14 protein-coding genes are annotated in these 15,759 nt (G+C 60.4%); 4 read left to right on the top strand and 10 right to left on the bottom strand.

The window, feature by feature from the left end; all coding sequences use genetic code 11:
* Positions 1-35 precede the first annotated feature (35 nt).
* The 7 genes from ACIPY9_RS08985 to ACIPY9_RS08955 all read right to left on the bottom strand — a co-directional run bounded on the left by ACIPY9_RS08985 (position 36) and on the right by ACIPY9_RS08955 (position 4,123).
* Positions 36-437, bottom strand: a complete 402-nt coding sequence (locus ACIPY9_RS08985) for a biopolymer transporter ExbD (protein WP_122318332.1) — start codon at positions 435-437, stop codon at positions 36-38.
* A 1-nt stretch (position 438) separates the two neighbouring features.
* Positions 439-1,164, bottom strand: a complete 726-nt coding sequence (locus ACIPY9_RS08980; protein ID WP_400699613.1) for a MotA/TolQ/ExbB proton channel family protein — start codon at positions 1,162-1,164, stop codon at positions 439-441.
* An 84-nt stretch (positions 1,165-1,248) separates the two neighbouring features.
* Positions 1,249-2,061 (bottom strand): energy transducer TonB, encoded by an 813-nt coding sequence (locus ACIPY9_RS08975; protein WP_400699610.1) that lies wholly within the window; start codon positions 2,059-2,061, stop codon positions 1,249-1,251.
* A 223-nt stretch (positions 2,062-2,284) separates the two neighbouring features.
* Positions 2,285-2,473, bottom strand: coding sequence for a DUF2188 domain-containing protein (locus tag ACIPY9_RS08970; RefSeq protein WP_400699607.1), 189 nt, complete (start codon positions 2,471-2,473; stop codon positions 2,285-2,287).
* A gap of 86 nt (positions 2,474-2,559) precedes the next feature.
* Positions 2,560-3,048, bottom strand: a complete 489-nt coding sequence (locus ACIPY9_RS08965) for a copper chaperone PCu(A)C (protein ID WP_400699604.1) — start codon at positions 3,046-3,048, stop codon at positions 2,560-2,562.
* Positions 3,048-3,653, bottom strand: coding sequence for an SCO family protein (locus ACIPY9_RS08960; protein WP_400699602.1), 606 nt, complete (start codon positions 3,651-3,653; stop codon positions 3,048-3,050). The genes ACIPY9_RS08965 and ACIPY9_RS08960 overlap by 1 nt, the downstream gene beginning before the upstream one ends.
* A gap of 92 nt (positions 3,654-3,745) precedes the next feature.
* Complete coding sequence (locus ACIPY9_RS08955) at positions 3,746-4,123, bottom strand: DUF2946 domain-containing protein (protein ID WP_400699599.1); 378 nt, start codon at positions 4,121-4,123, stop codon at positions 3,746-3,748.
* 345 nt (positions 4,124-4,468) lie between these two features.
* Between ACIPY9_RS08955 and ACIPY9_RS08950 the strand changes: the two genes are divergently transcribed.
* The gene (locus tag ACIPY9_RS08950) at positions 4,469-6,955 is read left to right on the top strand and encodes a TonB-dependent receptor plug domain-containing protein (RefSeq protein WP_400699596.1); all 2,487 of its coding nucleotides are present in this window, start codon (positions 4,469-4,471) and stop codon (positions 6,953-6,955) included.
* Positions 6,956-6,962: 7 nt separating this feature from the next.
* Here the strand turns inward: ACIPY9_RS08950 and ACIPY9_RS08945 are convergent, their stop codons facing one another.
* Positions 6,963-7,907: a helix-turn-helix transcriptional regulator gene (locus ACIPY9_RS08945; RefSeq protein ID WP_400699593.1), complete on the bottom strand. Its 945-nt coding sequence runs from the start codon at positions 7,905-7,907 to the stop codon at positions 6,963-6,965.
* Between the two features lie 147 nt (positions 7,908-8,054).
* Between ACIPY9_RS08945 and ACIPY9_RS08940 the strand changes: the two genes are divergently transcribed.
* Positions 8,055-10,058: a TonB-dependent receptor gene (locus ACIPY9_RS08940; RefSeq protein WP_400699590.1), complete on the top strand. Its 2,004-nt coding sequence runs from the start codon at positions 8,055-8,057 to the stop codon at positions 10,056-10,058.
* A gap of 45 nt (positions 10,059-10,103) precedes the next feature.
* On the opposite strand, the gene ACIPY9_RS08935 is transcribed toward ACIPY9_RS08940, so the two are convergent.
* Both ACIPY9_RS08935 and ACIPY9_RS08930 read right to left on the bottom strand, forming a co-directional pair.
* Entirely contained in the window at positions 10,104-11,057 is a 954-nt protein-coding gene (locus ACIPY9_RS08935; RefSeq protein ID WP_400699588.1) for a helix-turn-helix transcriptional regulator, read from the bottom strand.
* 11 nt (positions 11,058-11,068) lie between these two features.
* A complete protein-coding gene (locus tag ACIPY9_RS08930; RefSeq protein ID WP_400699585.1) occupies positions 11,069-11,911 on the bottom strand; it encodes a class I SAM-dependent methyltransferase in 843 nt (280 codons plus the stop codon).
* 303 nt (positions 11,912-12,214) lie between these two features.
* Here ACIPY9_RS08930 and ACIPY9_RS08925 point away from each other — a divergent pair, with 303 nt between their 5' ends.
* Entirely contained in the window at positions 12,215-13,999 is a 1,785-nt protein-coding gene (locus ACIPY9_RS08925) for an ABC transporter ATP-binding protein (protein WP_400699582.1), read from the top strand.
* Complete coding sequence (locus tag ACIPY9_RS08920; RefSeq protein WP_400699579.1) at positions 13,996-15,741, top strand: ABC transporter ATP-binding protein; 1,746 nt, start codon at positions 13,996-13,998, stop codon at positions 15,739-15,741. Before ACIPY9_RS08925 ends, ACIPY9_RS08920 begins: the two co-directional genes overlap by 4 nt.
* Positions 15,742-15,759: the final 18 nt, after the last annotated feature.

The raw sequence follows: 15,759 nt of genomic DNA, 5'->3' as shown, positions 1-15,759 counted from the left end.
GACCTTAAAGCTTCACTGTCTTGAAGGGGGTTGCGCTATTTGGCGGTAATCACCGACAACTTGGTGATACCCGCACGTTCGATCGAGGCCATGGCCCGAGCCACTTCGCCATAGTTCACGTCGTTGTCGGCCTGGAGCTGTACCCGCACCTGGGCGTCCTTGGCCTTGGCCGCCTGAAGGTTGGTTTCCAGCAGATCGGCCTGGATTTCGTCCTTGTTGATGAACACCTTGCCCTGCCCGTCGATGCTCACCACCAGCGGATCCTTCTGCTCTGCCGGAGCCACCGCTTCGGTCTTGGGCAGGTTGATCGGAATCGAGTTGGTCAGCAGCGGCGCGGTGACGATGAACACCACCAGCAGCACCAGCATCACGTCCACCAGAGGCGTCACGTTGATTTCGCTGAGCACTTCATCACTGTCTTGAGTGGAGAAAGCCATATCAGGATGCCTCCTTCACTTTCTGGCCAGCGGCGGTTGCGCCATTCCTGGTCAGAACCGGGTGCAGCAGGACACGGAAGGCATTTTTCTGCGCCAGGCTGTAGAAATCGTGGGCGAAGTCATCCAGGTCGGCAACGGTCAGCTTCAGGCGACGCAGGAAGTAGTTGTAGACCAGCACCGCAGGCACCGCGACGGCGATACCGACACCCGTTGCAACCAGTGCCGCACCGATAGGACCGGCCACTGTTTCCAGGCTGGCGGAACCTGCAGCACTGATGCCCTTGAGCGCCGACATGATGCCCCACACGGTTCCGAACAGGCCGATGAAGGGCGAAGTGCTGCCGATACTCGCCAGAATCGCCAGGCCGCTTTCCAGCGAGCGACGCTCACGCACGATCTGCTGACGCAAGGCACGCTCCAGACGGTCCTGATGGTTGATCGACTGGCTGAGATCGGTCTGCTGATGACCTTCTTGAACCTGAATCGCGGCATACCCGGCCTGGGCAACGCGAGCAGCAGCGCCCGGCTGCTGATGAGCCAGCTCCGCAGCGGAATCCAGGCTGGAAGCCGCCCAGAACTGTTTATGGAACTTGCGATCCTGGGATTTCAGACGTGAAAACTGGACGCCCTTGAGCAAGGCCAGCCCCCAGGTCGCAACGGAAAAGACCACCAGCAGCCAGATGACCGCGTGTTCGATGGATTCAAAAGGGGATGCCAGTAAGTTCATAGTCTGTGCTCTCGTGCTGATACGTCAGGTCTGGTGTCGCGATGCTCCTTTTGTCAGGTGGCCCGCATTGAGTCTTGGAAACCGTTATTTGATCTTGAAGTCGATGGGTACGCTGACCCAGCCGTCCTGAGCGACATCGCCCTGTTTGGCCGGCACGAAACTCCAGCGTTTGACGGCCGTGACCGCCGCTTCATCGAGAGCATCACGCCCACTGCTCTTCTGAATCTGGATTTCTCCGGGCTTGCCGCTGGCCAGTACGTGCACCCTCAGCAGGACCGTCCCCTCCCAGCCACGGCGCATGGCCAGCGATGGGTATTCCGGAGCCGGGTTGCGCAGGTAACCGGCGCTGGCCGAAGCCGGGGTCACGGGGGCCGGTGCGGGAGGAGCCGGTGGCGCAGGCGCAGCGACCGGTTGTGGCGGTGCGGGTGGCGCAGGCGGCTGTTCCACCGGCTTGGCAACGGGCTTGGGGGGCAGCGGTTTGACGACCGGTTTGGGTTTAGGCTTGGGTGGCGGTTTGACGGCCAGCTCATCCTCGACGGGAGGCGGCGGCTCGACCACCGGTTGAACGACAGGCTCGGGCGGCGGTGGCGGCGTTTCCACCACGGGCGGCGCGGGCCGGGAGAATTCGATGGTCATCGGCGGAATTTCCGGCGGTACGACCGGCAGAACAGGTGTCGGGGTCTGGCTCAGCCAATAGATCACCGCACCATGCAGCACCAGAGCGAATGCACCGAGCAGAATCGCTTCTCGACGTCCCAATACCGGTCCGGGCGTGCGGTGCAACCGCGACAGCACCAAGGGTTCCCGGAAAGGACGCCCCAGATCGACCAATTCGCCGCTCGGCGTTTGGCGCCAAGGCACTTCGTGTGCACTGGCTGCGGTCTGGACATTGCCCATTGATACACTCCTGCATTTTTTCGATAAAAAATCCAGGTTCTGTTGGTATCAGTCACCTTTCAAAGTTGATAGCGCAGGGCAATCATCTCCGATCCGTCTTGTTCCTTAAAAGAATATTTAGTTCTCCTGTTATTCACAAAAGAAATATAAAAACCTTGGGTCCATTAAAAAGCCCCGCCATGCTGTAAACATGGCGAGGCTCGGCGGCAGATCGTCGAAAGGGTCAGGCACCTTCGCGGTGCGACGGGTTCCAGCTCCGTACCGGCAAGGCCGCGGCGTAGGCCATGGCTTCCTGCCGGGTCGTGAATGACGCCAGCCGGTCACGCTTCGTGCAGACCGTCCAGGGGCCGCAATTGACACTGACCAGCTGATAACCATTGATCTGGACTTTGGACAGGGTTGGAGCGCTCATATTTACCTCCATGGGACAGAGAAAATCGTCGTCCTGCCTGCCCACCTTACACCCTTGCGACCCAATCACGAGGGCCGTTCAGTCAATCAGTGGCCGCTGTGATCGCCATGGCCGGAATGCCCCTGGGCAGTCAACGCCTTGGCCGGAGCGACTACCTGAATCGTCTCCTTCACGCCCTTGTCGTCTTCCACGGTCAGGGTCAACGGCACCTGATCGCCCTCTTTGACCTGAGCCACGAGCCCCATGAGCATGACGTGATAGCCATCCGAGTCCAGCGTCACGGTCTTGCCGGCAGGCAGTTCGACCGAGTTGACCTGCTGCATGCTCATCACATCATTCTTCATGCTCATCTGGTGAATCTGCACGATTTTCGCGGCAGGCGAGCTGACTTCAACCAGTTTCCCATGAGTGGTCGAGGTGATGTTCATGAAGGCGCCGGTTGCCGGCTGCCCGGCTACCGTGGCCCGGACCCAGGCATCGCTCACCGTGGTTTGCGCGTGGGCCGACAGGCTTGCGCCCAGCAGAGACAGGGCCAGGAACAGGCTTTTGCAGGGTGTACGAGTCAGAGCATTCATCAACAGACTTCCATAAGAGTGAGCAGGTCTTCTGCGCATTGTTGAGCGGTCAGTTTGTGCGACAGGCCCAGGCGCAATACGCCACGGGTGTCGAACACATAACTGGTGGAGGTGTGAGAGATCGTATAGGTATCGCCCAATGGCACCTTCTCGTAGAACACCCCGAACTCCTTGGCCGTGGCCGCGGTTTCTTCCAGCGTGCCGGACAGGGCCACAAAACTGGGGTCGAAGGCCTTTACATAGGCATCGATGACCTGAGGCGTGTCACGCTCCGGGTCCAGCGTGATGAACACCACCTGGAAAGTGTCGGCATCGGCTCCCATCAGCTTCTTGATCTGTGCGGCCCGGGCCAGTGCCGTCGGGCAGACAGCCGGACACTGGGTAAAGCCGAAGAACACCATCGGCATGTAACCCCGGAAACTCGACAGGCTCATCACCTCGCCCTGAGGGTTCCTGAGCTTGAAATTGCGTCCCAGGATCTGGTTGCTCATGTCCTTGCCGTACTTGAACGGCAGGGCATTGGAGTTATTGCAACCGGTCAGAACGCCAAGGCTCAGCAGGGAGAGGCCCGCGAGCACTTCGCGACGGGTCAGGTATTGAGTCATGCATTACGGTCCTTTGAAGGAAAACAGGCAAGGCACACGGCACATCACATGCTCGCGGCACTGCAGACAACCCATGAACGCAAGACCGGGGTTCAGGGCGCCTGGGGCACCAGCCCCGGTGAGGTGTGGCGAGAGGACTCACGCATCAGGTCCGGCGGAATGCGCAGCCTGACATTCAAGGCCCGCAGCAGCCAGCCCAGACCGATGAAAAACACGACCAGACCGGTCAGCTTGCCCGCGAAGGTGCAATCGAACATCGCCAGTTGCATGACCAGGGCATGCTGAGGCTTGTCCGGAACATCCATGGCCATGGACACGTCGGTCTGCTCACCGCAGATATCGGCAGCAGGCGCGGAAGAAAACGCCGCCAGCATCTGCCCATGGCTGATGCTGCACATGACGCCATTGAACAGGATGAAGCCATACAGCATCCAGGCAATGAGCGAGCGGTGGGTTCGGACGAATTTCATGGCGGCGAATTTAACACTCCCGCGCCGTGCCGCAAACCGGGAATACCGGGCAGAGGCCCGGCGCACGGCGTCAAGCGTGTGCTGACGGGCCAAAGCGCGAGGTGCGACAAAGTGGCACAGGCACCCCATGCATCCGGCCCATGCCTTGCAGGTGCGACTTCAGACCAACAGTAAATGCAAAATATTTATCTTATAACAAACATTAGATTCTAATTATTAATAATTAGCTTATACCCAAAAGAACTTTCACAGGATTGTTTCATAACCATATATTTTCGCCTACAGACCGACCCTTACCAGTGGAGGCTCAGAAAACGTCCCGCCCACTGATAAGGATTATTGTCCATGCGTCTGCCTGCCCGTGCATCCCGAAAACGCCTCCCCCCTCACCTGCTCAAGGGCATGACCCTGCTGGGCCTCGGGCTGATCAGCCCCGTCCAGGCGGCCGACGATGACACCCGTCTGGAGAAAGTCACGGTCATCTCCACCGGCGTGCGGGGCACCGAACGCACCGTGACCGACAGCCCTGCTCCCATCGACATCGTCACCAGCGAACAACTGCTCAAGACCGGGCGTGCCGATCTGACCGAAGCCATCGCCAAACTGCTGCCGTCATTCAATTACGGCACCAATGTCGCGGGCTACAACTCCACCATCCGGCCACTGTCCAACCGCAGCCTGGCACCGGCCTACACCCTGGTGCTGGTCAATGGCAAACGCCGCCATAACAGCGCCCTGCTCGCCAATGGCTCGACCGACAGCAGCGGTGCCAACTCGGTGGACATCGACATGATCCCCATCAGTGCCGTGGAACGGATCGAAGTGCTGAAAGACAGTGCTGCGGCTCAATACGGTTCCGATGCCATCGCCGGCGTGATCAACGTGATTCTCAAATCCAGCGCCCAGGGCGGTCACCTGGGCGTGACCTACGGCAAGCTCTACAGCGGCGAAGGTGAGGTGACCAAGTTCGAGGGCGATACCGGTTTCGAGCTGGGGGACGGAGGCTTTCTGCACTTGTCGGCCGATGCGCGTAAACGTGGGGATGCCAGCTGGAATGAAAAGGCCACCAACACCGCCTACTTCCCCGGCGATCCACGAGAAGCGACCTGGGACCGGGTCGGCGTCAAGAATGGCGACCCGCAGATCAAGGCCTTTAACCTGGCCTACAACGCCGAACTGCCGCTGGATCAGCAGACAACGCTGTATTCCTACGGCACCTACGGGCAACGCGACGCCATCATCAATAACTACTTCCGCTATCCCAATGGCAACGCCAACATTCCCGAACTGTTTCCCGATGGCTACTACCCGCTGAACAACCTGGACGACACCGATTACCAGTACCTGATAGGCGCCAAGGGCGAATCCCTGGGCTGGAACTGGGACCTGAGCACCACTTACGGCCGCAACAACAATCATCAATACAGCGACCTGACCATCAACCCCTCACTGGGTCTGGCCACCCCGACCTCGTTCGACGACCTGGCGACCTACCGCTTCGAGCAATGGGTGAACAACCTGGACATCACGCGAGCCTTCGATGGGCTGCTCGGGGTGCCCTTGCAGGTTTCGGCCGGGCTGGAGCATCGCTGGGAGCGTTTCCGGACCTTCTCCGGCGATGCCCTGGCCTATCAGGTGGGCGGCTACCGATTCCCGGCGACCCTGCCCAACGGCCAGCCCAACCCGCTGGCAGGGCAACTGGCCTCGATTGCCGCACAGGCAGCGGCCGTCATTTCTCCGCAGGATGAAACCAGCATCCAGCGCAATAACTACGCGGCCTATCTCGACTTCGGGATCACGCCCATAGAGCCGCTGTTCATCGACCTGGCCTTGCGTGCGGAACACTTCGATGACGACTCGGGCAACACCGTCAGCGCCAAACTCAATTCGCGTTATGAGTTCACCGACACCTTTGCCGTGCGCGGCACGGTGGGCACCGGCTTTCGGGCACCGTCCCTGACCCAGATCGGCTACAGCATCTCGGACAACCGGGTCGGCACCGCGCCCGATGGCACCGTCGTCCCCGCCGTGACCCGCATCGCCCCGGTCAACTCCGCACTGGCCCAGGCGCTGGGGGCCACCACCCTGGACCCGGAGAAATCACGAAATCTGGGCCTTGGACTGACCTGGCAACCGGCACCGCGCACCAGCGTGACAGTAGACGCCTACTGGATCGAAATCGCCGACCGCATCGCCCGTACCGAGAGTTTGTATGGCCCGGCGCTGGCACCGATCCTCACCGCACAGGGCGTGGACACCAGCACCTGGACCTCGTACTACGCCAATGCCTTCGACACCCGCACCCGTGGTCTGGACATCGTGCTGGACCATTCCAGCCGTTACGGGGCCTTTGGCGATGTGCGCTGGAGCGCCGGGTTCAACTACAACAAGACCATCATCACCGACGTCAAGGATGCGCCTTCCGCCCTGCAAGGTCTGGGCGACAACACCGGCGGCAGCCTGACCTGGGTCGGTCGCGCCCGAGAAGGCGACCTCACCGATGCGCAGCCGAAGACCAAATGGGTATTGGGGGCCAACTGGACTCTGGGCGACCTGAACGTGAATCTGCAAACCACTCGCTATGGCAAGGTCAAGACGCTGCAACAACTGGAAAGCGGCGACCGCAGCTTCGGCGCCAAATGGATCACCGACCTGGACCTTTCCTACACGATTCAGGACAACATCACCCTCAGTCTGGGCGGTACCAATATCTTCGACGTTCGTCCGGACAAGAACGCCATCGCCTCGGCCAATGGCCTGAACCTGTATGGCAACCCGCCCTTCTATCCGGGCGGCGGTTTCTGGTACAGCAAGATCGCCTATGACTTCTGATACGGGTTCAGGCCGGATCGACCTCGGCCAGGGCCGCCCTCTCATTCATGCCGTTGGCGGCCAGTGAACTGAAGTGCAATGGATTGATACCGTAGTAACGACGGAACACCTTGGCGAAGTGGCTGGCATTGGAATACCCGACCGCCGCCGCCACTTCACTGACCGAGCCCTGTTGCTTGAGCAACTGCGCCGCGCGCTCGATCCGGACCTTTTGCAGATAGCCGTAGACACCGCTGTCATAGCTTTGCCTGAAACCCTGCTTGAGCTTCTTGGTATTGAGTTCCACACACTGGGCCAGTGATTCAATGGTCCAGTCCTCTTCCGGGTGAGACTCCAGCAGCTTGCGCGCCCGCTCGATGCGCGCCAGATCGCGACCGCCGGCACTCAGCCCGGTGAAGCGGGCCAGGTCCTGAATATGGGCAGTCAACTGGCCCAGCATTTCATAGGCCTTGCCGCGCAGCAGCAGATCTCTGGCGACACCTTCAAGCTTGCAACCGAGCATTTCCTGACCGATGCGCCGCACCACATGGGGCGCAGGAAACTGCACCAGCCGTGAAGTGCTGTCGAGCGAGCGGGTATTTTCCCAGGGGCCGTTGTAATCGAACAACTGCCCGGCCAGATCCAGCATGCCCAGCCGGTTCGCCGCAAAACTGATGTTCACGCCCCGCCAGCGAGTGCCTGCCGGTACGAACCCTTCGCCATGAACCGGGACCGTGGAATGAAACAGGCAGCAATGGTCTTCACGCCAGGTCATGGGGGACGTGTCGGCAAAGTAACGCCAGCCGGCACAGCTCGCGTGATACGACACGGTCAACGAAGCCTCGCAGGTAGAGTCCACATGCCTGTCTTCATCGACCTGCCATTCGATCAGGCGAATATCGAGTTCGTCGCCCACCTCGTCGGTCAATACCTTGGGCAATTCATAGTCAGCGCAGTAATGATTCAGACTCATTGGCACAAACTCTTTTGGGAATCAGACTCAAATGATAACACTTATCAACTATAGTACCGATTGCGCGCACCAAGACCCCGATCACACGCGCAATGAAATGGCCATCTCCAGAAGATAGAGCCACCCCATCTACAGCAGAGTTCTTTCATGCAACGCTCTACTCTCAGTCTGGCGATCATGCTCGCCCTCTCCAATCAAGCCCTGGCGGACGATGTACTGACCCTGCCGGAAATGCAAGTAACCGCCACCAAGCGAGTCCAGGCCCAGGATCAGACCGACCTGGCCCTGTCGGTTGCCAGCGAGGCCGATCTCGAACGCGCCAATGTCTATAACAGCGGTGACCTTGAGCGGGTGTTTCCCGAACTGCTGGTACGCAATACCGGTGCCGGCGTCTTCCCCAGCCTGAGCCTGCGCGGGATTTCCTCCTCCGACCCTTACAACGCTCCCGTGGGCATCTACGTCGACGGCGTCCCGCAATACCTGGGCACGTTCAATCAGCAACTGCTGAATATCGATCACATCGAACTGCTCAAGGGCCCGCAAGGCACCCTGTACGGACGCAACGCCCATGCCGGTGCCTTGAGCATCATTACCCGTCAGCCGGACAACACCCCGACAGCGACCATTCAAAGCCGCTTCAGCAACCTGCATCAGCAGGTGGCCGCCACAGGTTCCGCCCCGCTGATCGATGACAAGCTGTTCATCCAGGGCGCGATCTACCATGACGACACCGACGGTGAACTGACCCGCAGCGAACACCATGGCGACAGCGACAACGGCGGTGGCAACGTTGCCCTGACCTTCAGGCCCAATGAAGACTTCAGCCTGAAACTGGCCTACGCCCGTGACCGCCTGACTTCCTACAACGAGCAGTACCTGGCGGATGCCACCTATGAACAACGCCGCGCCAGCGTTCCCCTGATGGAATCGGTCTATGTGCGCCGCGTGGAAACCAGCAGCGCCAGCATCGACTGGAACCTCAGCGACTCCCTGAAACTGAGTTCCATCACCTCCCTGCAAAACTATCGCCATGAGCGCCTGTTCGGTGACATGGGCTTCCTCTGGCCGGAAACCCAGCGCACCGTCAGCCAGGAGCTGCGCCTCTCCACTCAGGGTGCAGACCGTGCCTGGGATGCCGTGGGCGGCCTGTACTGGCAGAAGAGCCGCAGCCATTCGGAGCGCGAGCCCGACAGCGGCGCGCCATTGTTCGGCACCTACGGGGCTGCCGACAGCCGTATCGAAAACACTGAAAAGGCTGTGTTCGGTGAGTTCACCTGGCACCTGGCCCCGCGCTGGGACCTGACCCTGGGCGCTCGCCACAGCGAAGAGAAAGCCGAAACCACCTACACCCAGGTCGATGCGGCCTTTACGCCCGGCTTCGTCTACAAGGGCAACGACACTTTCACCAGCACCACGCCCAAGGTCGCCCTGGGCTTCCAGGCAACGCCGGACACCCGCCTGTACGCTTCGGTCAGCAAAGGCTTCAAGGCCGGTGGCTACAACCGTATCGGCGCAATCACGGCCGATGCCGTGGCCTACTCGCCCGAGAAATCGCTGAACACGGAAATCGGTATCAAATCCAGCCTGCTGGACAAGCGCCTCTGGCTCAATGCCGCGCTGTACCGCATCGATATCGAGGATGTGCAGCAGTTCATCGGCGCAGCCGGCACCGGTACCCAGTCGTTGAGTAACATCGGCAAGGCGCGCAGCGAAGGCGCGGAAATGTCCCTGGACTGGCGTGCCGACGAAGCCACCCTGATTCGTCTGGCCGGTACAGTCAACCGCAACCGCATGCTGGATTCGGACCGTCAGGGCAACAGCCTGACCTACACCCCGGGCCGTACCTTGCGTGCCTCGGCCGAGCGCAGCTTCTACTTCGACAACCTGCTGGGCGAACTGCGTCCGAGTGTCGGCATCAGCTACACCGGCCAGCACTACTTCGATGTCGACAACGAAGTCTCGCAAGGCGGCTACAGCCTGGTGGATGCACGCCTGTCCTGGCTGCCGAAACCCGATCTGGAGCTGGCGCTGTACGGTAACAACCTGGGCGACAAGGACTACCGCACCTACTCCTACATTTCCGGCGGCGCGCAATTCAGCCAGCCGGGACAGGGTCGTGAAGTGGGCCTGAGCACCAAGATCACGTTCTGATAGTGACCAAAACGAAAAAGGGGCCAACTTGGCCCCTTCTTCGTTTCAGTCTTCCCGATACTCCCTGGGCGACATCCCATGCCGCTGACGGAAGAACCGTGACAAGTGACTGCTGTGTGAAAAACCACAACGCCAGGCCACATCCTTGATCGGCAAATCGGTTTCCTTGAGCAGCTTGCCCGCATGATCGAGCCGGCACTCAAGCACGTAGCTGTAGACGCTGGTGCCGAACAGCTCGTTGAAATGCCGCTTCAAGGCTCCATGCCCCATGCCCACTGCACGGCTGATCTCGACCACGTTCAGTGGCTCCAGGCAGTGATCGTGAATATAGCTCCGTGCAGCCAGCAGCATGCGACGTTCACGGCGATTGATTCGCGGCGCGTTATCAGACTCCAGAGCCAGAGGTGCGGAACAGGCGTCCGTGGCAGCCGTCAGGCGCTGGGCGATATTCCAGAGCAAGTCCATGGCCTGAGCATGAGCCTTGAGGCTTTGCAGAGGATTACCCGGTACTCCGTCCCCCATGAACTGTTCGGCAATGCGCTGCTCATCCGGTGACATCTGCATGCGCAACACACCCGCCTTGCGCTGTGGATGGGTGAACCAGCGATCAGGTCCCTTGTCGGCGTCCATCAATGGCTCAAAGACATCCAGCCACTCCAGACGAAAATGCACGATGGCCAGTTTCAGGTCGTGATAGGCCGGAAAGAAATCCATGCAGGTAAAGGGTTCGCAGGCACAAGTCAGGTAGCAGAATCCCGAGTCGTAGGTGCACAACTCAGGCCCTCCTTCCATCAGGAAATGACCATTGCCCTTGATCATCATCGCCAGCGACAGATGCCGGTCGACATTGACCTGTCGACACACATCGCGACAGGGAAAGCCATCCACCAGACCAATGCGGACACCATCAGCGACTTCAGCCCAGGCAATGCCGGGCATGAACTGATTGTGCTGCTCCAGCGTGGGAGCACTCGGACGCAAGGCTGAATCAATCGCCATAGGGAAACCCTTCAGTCAACGACAGTGAAACGGCAATGTACCAGACCCGGAGCAAAACGCTGACGTAGCGGGCGTATATGGGACAACACGGCCAGGGCACGCATGTAACGCGGCCAGGGTTCGCCGTAGGTCTTGTCTTCCAGCAGTTTCAGGCCGGGAACCTGATTCACGAAATCGGGCAGATCACCCAGGGCAATGCCGAACGGCATGGGCGGCGTCTTGTAATCAGGCGTCAGGTGCATGCCTTTGAGCGTCTTGCGCGAGAACCATGGCGGAATGCAATCGAAGAACAGCTCGCCCTGACGCAAGGTCTTGACCATCGCCTGCAACAAGGCCAGCACTTCGGCCTGCTGGAAATACATCAACAACCCGGCTGCCGTGACGAACACCGGACCTTCGGTCTGTTGCGCAACCTGCTCAAGCCAGGTCGTGTCCAATGCCGAGCAGGCCAGCAGGTGATTGCGCGAATGCATGGGCAACAGGTTGCGACGCGTCTCGATGGCTTCCGGCAGGTCAATGGAGAACCACTGGACCCGACCGTTATCGACACGCCAGAACTGGGTTTCCAGCCCTTCGCCCAACGCCACGACCGTGCCGTCGGGATGGCGTTCGAGAAAATCGCGCACACGCTCATCTGCATAGCGCGAGCGTATGGCATGGGTCGAATTGGGGCGTCCGAAATGGCTGTGGAAATCGTAGTCGATGCGATCGAGCAGGCTCAGCAGCACCGGATCGTCAAGCAGGGGATCAGGCCCCTGGGAAAATGCCGCCCGATTCCAGACTGTCATCAGCATGGTTTCCGGCACACCGGAAAGGTTGGGGGCAAGTCGCTGAGTGTCCACTGCTGAATTCATCCATCTTTCTCCTGGGGACCCGCGGCCGAAGACAGCTTGCGGGAATATTACGGGGGTGTTTCGGGGGATGCTTTTTGTAACGGAGCCGACTGTAGCGTGACAGAGTGCCACATCATTAATGAGAACGATAATTATTAGCCCGATTGTGCTCGTCGTAAACCCTTTGTGATCCTAATAAGAATTCCCGCCCCGTATTCTCCGCCTCCTACGTGCGTCGAGTCCGGGGGCTGACACGTTTCTGCGATCACGCCGAAGCGTCGACAGTCCCGACCCAGGCACCCGAAAAACACTTAGGAGAGCTGGATGAAGAGTCAACCCGATGCTGTCGATACGACAGCAGTGCAACCACTGAGTCATGTCGGGTTGCTGGGACTTGCACCACGGCTGTTTGCTATCGCCATAAGCTGTTCCGTGATCTCGACTCTGCTCAGCCTTGTTCCTTTGTTATGCATCTACAGGATTGCCCAGGTCTTGCTGAGCCCGGCTCCCGAGACAGAAACGGTCTTCATGTGGGGGCTGCTGGCCTTTGTCGCCGTGCTGCTGCGCTGGCTGATCATGAGTGCCAGCCATGTCAGCGCTCACCTGGCGGCCTTTGAACTCCTGCGCCAACTGCGCAAGCGCATTGCCCGGCATCTGGGCGAAGTGCCCTTGAGCTTCTTCAGCCGCCACAGCAGCACGGACCTGCGTCGCACCATCAATGATGATGTCGGCTCTCTGGAAGGTTTCTTCGCTCACCTGCTGCCCGATTCGGTGTCGGCAGCCGTGATGCCGCCCCTGACCCTGATCGTGCTGTTCAGCGTGGACTGGCGCCTGGCACTGGCCTGCATCGCTCCCCTGCCCCTGGCCTTTCTGGCACAGGCGCTGATGATCAAGGGCTCGGCCGAACGCATGGAGCAATGGCACAGCCTGCAACAGCGGATCTCGCAAAGCTTCAGCGAATACCTGCAAGGCATTCAGGTCGTCAAAAGCTTCGGTCTGACCAGCCAGCGCTTCGGCACCCTGAGCAGCGACATACACGGCGCAGCGGACTGGGTCGCAGGCTTTGCCCGCAAAAGCTCGCTGTTCTGGGTGGTGTTCTCGGGCCTGCTCAGCGCCAACCTGATCATCGTTGCCCCTCTGGGAGCCTGGCTGCTGCTCGAAGGGCAGATCACGCTGGAAATCTTCCTGCTGTTTCTCCTGCTGGCACCCGCCGTGCTGATGCCCCTGCTGCGCCTGACCTACATGATGGGCGAACAGGTCCAGCGCAATGCAGCGCTGGCACGCATCAACGCCGTGCTGCTCAGCCCGGCACTGAGCGAACGTCCGGACGCGCGGATTCCCGAGACGACACTGGACCTGCGTCTGGAAAACGTCTGCCATGCCTATGGCGCAAGGCAGGCATTGAATCAGGTCAGCTTCACGGCCCCGGCGGGCCAGTTGACGGCGCTGGTCGGCCCCAGCGGTTCGGGCAAGAGCACTGTGGCGCAACTGGTGTGCCGCCTGTTCGACGCCGACAGCGGCAGCATCACCCTGGGCGGTACAGCGTTGCACGACTGGCCGTTGCAGGCCTTGCTTGAAAGGGTCGCAGCGGTGTTCCAGCATGTTCATCTGTTCGACGGCAGCGTGCTCGACAACCTGCTGCTGGCAAAGCCCGATGCCGATCAGGCCAGCGTCGAAGCCGCCGCCCGCGCGGCCTGCGCCCACGATTTCATCATGCGCCTGCCCCAGGGTTACCAGACCTCCATCGGCGAGGGCGGCGCGCAACTGTCCGGTGGCGAACGCCAGCGCCTGTCGATTGCACGCGCCCTTCTGAAAGACGCGCCGGTACTGATTCTTGACGAAGCCACCGCCTATGCCGACAGCGAGAACGAAGCGCTGATCCAGCAGGCACTGGCCAATCTGTGCCGTGGCCGCACCGTGCTGATGATCGCTCACCGCCTGCACACCGTCACCGCCGCACAGAACATCGTCGTGCTCAATCAGGGCCAGGTGCGAGGCATCGGTCGTCACGAACAGTTACTCGAAAACTGCGATCTGTATCGGCAGCTCTGGCAGGACCACACCCGAATTCGCCAATGGCAACTGAGCAGCGCAGGAGTACCGGCATGATTTCCAATCTGATGCGTGCCGGTGAACGTCTGGCCGGCCAGCGTGACCCACGGCTCAATCAAGGCCTGCGCCTGGCGGTGCTTGAAGGGCTGCTGAGTGCCGCGCCCTACCCGCTGCTGTACTGGCTGCTCGACAGTCTGCTCGAAGGCACGGCCAGCACCTGGAGCATCATCGGGCTGGCACTGGCAATGCTGGTCTGCCTGGGCGCAAGAATCGTGGCAGGTGCCCTCGGTACACCGCTGGTTTTCACCGGGGCCTACGCAATGATGGCCAGCGCCCGCCTGCGCCTTGTCGATCACTTGCAGAAGCTGCCGCTGGGCTGGTTCGGCAAGGCCAACAGCGGCGAGATCAGCGCACAGGTCACCAGCGATCTGGAACTGGTGGAAAACCTCTGGTCGCACTTTCTGGGGGTGTTCGTCCTGTCTCTGGCGAAACTGACCTTCATCCTGCTGTTTCTGTTCTGGCTCGAACCCGTTCTGGCCTGCGCCGTACTGGCCATCTTGCCACTGGCCGGGCTGGCCATTTACGCCGCGATACGCAAGACACTGGCTCAGGCCAACCGCATGCTCGCCAGCAACAATCGCACCCAGGCAGCCTTGCAGGAATACATTCAGGGCATTGCCGTGATCCGCAGCTTCGGTCGCTTCGGCAGTGCGCTGCAACGCCTGAACAAAGTCATGGATGCTCAACATCGGGCCATGATCAGCATTGAACTGAAACCAGCGCCCTGGATCGGCCTGTTCGGGCTGGTGCTCGAAGCCGGCTTCATTCTGATGGTGCTGCTCGGTTGCAGCCTGTTGCTTGACGGGCAAATGTCCATCCACGGCCTGCTCATCTTCACGGTGCTGTCCCTGCCGCTTTACCGCCAGGCCCTCGATCTGGGGTTCTCTACCCTGCTGCTGCGTTTCGGCCACCTGGCGCTGTCCCGCACTGAACGACTGCTGGACCAGAAGCCGCTCCATGAGCCGGCCAGTCCGCGCAAACCCCAGCAGTTCGACATCACCTTCAAAGACGTTCGCTTCCGCTACGCCGAACGCGAATCGACGGTCATCGACGGCCTGTCCTGTCATTTACCGGCAGGCACCCTGACCGCACTGGTCGGCCCCAGCGGTGCAGGCAAAAGCACCCTGGCGCATCTGGTGGCCAGGCTCTGGGACATCGACAGCGGTCATCTGAAGATTGGCGGCATCGAAGCCCGTGACATTGGCAGCCAGTACCTGCAGGAACACATTTCGATGGTCTTTCAGGACGTCACCCTGTTTTCCGGCACCGTGCTCGACAACCTGCTGGTCGGCAAGCCCGACGCCAGCGAACAGGACGTCATCCACGCCGCCCGTCTTGCCCAGGCCCACGATTTCATCGAAGCCTTGCCGGAAGGTTACGCCACCCGGATCGGCGAAGGCGGTGGCTGGCTGTCGGGCGGCGAACGCCAACGCCTTTCGATTGCCCGCGCCCTGCTCAAGAACAGCCCGATCCTGCTCCTCGACGAAGCCACGTCCAGCGTCGATCCATCCTCGGAAGCCGCCATTCAACTGGGGCTCGATGCGCTGGTGCGTGACCGCACGGTGCTGGTCATCGCTCATCGCCTGCACAACATCCAGCACGCCGACCAGATTCTGGTCATGGATCGCGGACGCATTGTCGAACGAGGCTGCCACGACGACCTGCTGGCTCTGGATGGCCTGTACACCCGTTTATGGAAGCAACAAAGCCAGGCACGGCACTGGAACCTGAATACCTGAACACCCGAAACCCAAAAG

Origin of the sequence: Pseudomonas sp. NPDC089734, from assembly GCF_044748865.1 — a bacterium.
Lineage (GTDB): Bacteria > Pseudomonadota > Gammaproteobacteria > Pseudomonadales > Pseudomonadaceae > Aquipseudomonas.
This window is presented reverse-complemented; position numbering and strand designations above follow the sequence as displayed.